This window comes from Flammeovirga aprica JL-4, from assembly GCF_012844305.1.
Taxonomy (GTDB): Bacteria; Bacteroidota; Bacteroidia; order Cytophagales; family Flammeovirgaceae; genus Flammeovirga; species Flammeovirga aprica.
In genome coordinates this window covers 1-3,183 of sequence record NZ_JABANE010000236.1, presented here as the reverse complement: position 1 = coordinate 3,183, position 3,183 = coordinate 1, and the positions used below count along the sequence as shown (strand labels likewise).

Below are 3,183 nucleotides of genomic sequence, written 5' to 3'. Positions count from 1 at the left end.
AAAATCACTAAAAATATGGCTTTTTGATATCGTTAGAGGGGTTTGGGTGAAATTAACTGTCAAACTCAAGAGTAGTTTCAGTACTTATCCTTAAAACATCTTAATTCCGATTAAGGTGTTTTTTTATTAAAAACTTCTTTTTGCAAACGGTTTCATGTTAATAAACATTAGAAAAACACCCTGAAATTTTAAAGATAGAACTGTGTGAGCGTAATTGAGAAAGACAATTAACTACAACCCTGAATAAATGAATGAAAAATGAACAGACTATCTTTTTTAATTTTAGTATTTATTACAAATCTACTTACAGTATCCTCACTAACATTTGCTCAACAACCTTGGTCCGACACTTCCCTGCCTATGGAGGAAAGAGTGGGTCTGTTGGTGGATGCAATGACGCTTGAGGAGAAAATTGGACAGTTGGGTAATGCTGCTCCAGCTATTGAAAGGTTAGGCCTTCCTGAGTACAATTGGTGGAATGAAGCACTGCATGGCGTGGCAAGAAATGGTAGAGCCACAATCTTCCCGCAGGCAATTGGTATGGCAGCCACTTTTGATAAAGACTTGATTCATGAAGTTGCTTCTGCTATCGGAAAGGAGGCTAGAGCAAAATTCCAGATTTCACAGTCTATCGGCAACCGTACGATGTACTCGGGATTGACGTTCTGGACACCTAACGTCAATATCTTTAGAGACCCTAGATGGGGACGTGGACAGGAAACCTATGGTGAAGATCCTTATTTAACTTCTCAAATTGGTATTCAATTCGTGAAAGGTTTACAAGGTGACGACCCTAAGTATCTTCAAGCTTCTGCATGTGCTAAACACTATGCAGTACACTCAGGCCCTGAGGCTTTAAGACATGAATTTGATGTATCTGTTTCTAAGCAAGACCTTTATGAAACTTACCTTCCTGCTTTTAAAGCCTTAGTAACTGAAGCAGATGTTGAATCCGTTATGGGTGCTTACAACAGAGTGTACGGAGATCCTGCTTGTGGAAGTGATTTGCTCTTAAATGAGATCCTTCGCAAAGACTGGGGATTTGACGGACACGTTGTTTCTGACTGTGGTGCTATTGAAGATTTCTTTAAGTATCATAAAACGTCCAAGGGACCAAAAGAAGCAGCCGCTTTAGCGTTAAAAATGGGAACAAACTTGAACTGTGGCAGTGTCTATCAAGCACACCTTAAAGGGGCTATCGAAGAAGGTTTGATTGATGAAAAAATGATCGATCAACGTTTGAAAGAGTTAATGATAACTCGTTTTAAATTAGGTTTCTTTGATCCTGTTAATATGAATCCTTTCAACAATGTTGATGAATCAGTAATTGAAAGTGAAGAACACCAACAGTTATCCTATAACACTGCGGTGAAATCATTGGTTTTATTGAAAAATAAAAATAATGTCTTACCACTAAACAAAGACATCAGAAATCTATATGTACTTGGTCCAAATGCATCTTCCACTGAAATACTTCTTGGCAACTATTATGGATTGGCGGCCAATACGGTTTCAATTTTAGATGGTATCGTGGGGAATGTGAGTAAAGGAACTACTATTGAATACAAACAAGGTATTCTATTAGATGAACCAAATAAAAACCCTATTGACTGGGCCACTGGCGCCGCTAGAAGTGCGGATGCTTGTATTGCTGTAATGGGTATTTCTCCATTATTAGAAGGTGAAGAAGGTGAAGCGATTGCCTCTACAACAAAAGGTGATAGAATAAAGCTAGGTTTACCTCAAAACCAAATTGATTTCTTGAAGAAAATTAAGAAGGACAGTAAGAAACCATTGATTTTAGTGCTTACTGGAGGTTCTCCAATTGTGATGCCTGAAGTAGAGGAAATTGCTGATGCTATATTATTTGCTTGGTATCCTGGTCAAATGGGTGGTCAAGCAGTAGGTGATGTATTATTCGGAAAGGTGTCTCCTTCTGGAAAATTGCCTATCACTTTCCCTCAATCTTTAGAGCAACTTCCTGCTTATGAAGATTACACAATGAAAGGAAGAACGTATAGATACATGACGGAAAAGCCTTTATTCCCATTTGGATACGGTCAAACTTATACTTCTTTTGAGATTGAAAGCATGACAGCTTCTGTTGAGAAAGTCAAAGCGAATGAGGATGTTGAAGTGGAAGTGAAAGTAAAAAATACAGGAAGTTTCGATGCTGAAGATGTAATTCAAATTTACTTGACGGACTATCAAGCTGATTTTGAAACACCAATTCAATCTTTAAAGAAATTCGAAAGAGTCGCTTTAAAAGCTGGTGAAACCAAAACTATCCGCTTTACTTTAACGCCTGAAGATCGATCTGTATTCAATAATGAAGGACAATTGATCCAGTCTTCTGGTACTGTCAAAGTGATAGCTTCTGATGCCGCTCCTGGCGAGAGAAGTGAGGAGTTAGGCTATGCTAAAAAAGAATTAGTTTTGAAAATAAAAGGTGGTGGAAAAGTAGTACAATAATACATTACTTACTTTATACAAATAAGAATACAAAAATGCCGTTTTATCAAAATCACAGATAAAACGGCATTTTTGCATCTACATATTTTTTTTGATCAAAGTGGCTACTTCTCTTTCAATAGGGTCATAGATTACAATTTTATCATCAGACATTGAAACAATATCCACAATAAAGGTAAATCCTTCTGATACTACTTTCATCTTCTTACCTGACTCTATCAATTCCCAACTTGCCACAATATCAGTGACCTCAACATCACAAGAAATACCCATTTCTTCTTCATTGGCTCCTTCTATAAAAGTAGTCATCACGAGAATAGATTGCGTCAGTAATATACCATCTTCTTTGAATTGCATTGAAGCATAATATTCTTGATCATTACATTCTGCAACAGACTCTTCAACGATCCAAGTGGGACCTATTAATAGGGCGGCCAATTGTTCCTCTTCAGAAGGTTTGACTTCATCATTGTTATCAAAACAAGATTGCAGTAAAAATAAATTAAGGGATAAAACAACAAGCAATAATAGCTTTCTCATAATAGTTAAAGTTTGGCTAAATAATAGTTTTAATTCATTTGTGATTGTTAGTTTTTGGAATTGCTATAAATCACAAAACACGACCTAAAGCTAAACTTTTTCCTGAGTTCCTCGTAATGAATGTTAATCATTTATAACTTTCATGTATTCTGTGTTTTACGTAAAATTATT

At 36.4% G+C, this 3,183-nt stretch carries 2 protein-coding genes; one reads left to right on the top strand and one right to left on the bottom strand.

Translation table 11 applies throughout. From position 1 onward, the window contains the following. Positions 1–258: 258 nt before the first annotated feature. Positions 259–2,472, top strand: a complete 2,214-nt coding sequence (locus tag HHU12_RS33375; protein WP_169661056.1) for a glycoside hydrolase family 3 C-terminal domain-containing protein — start codon at positions 259–261, stop codon at positions 2,470–2,472. Between the two features lie 78 nt (positions 2,473–2,550). Here the strand turns inward: HHU12_RS33375 and HHU12_RS33370 are convergent, their stop codons facing one another. Continuing rightward, a complete protein-coding gene (locus HHU12_RS33370) occupies positions 2,551–3,012 on the bottom strand; it encodes a hypothetical protein (RefSeq protein ID WP_169661055.1) in 462 nt (153 codons plus the stop codon). Positions 3,013–3,183: the final 171 nt, after the last annotated feature.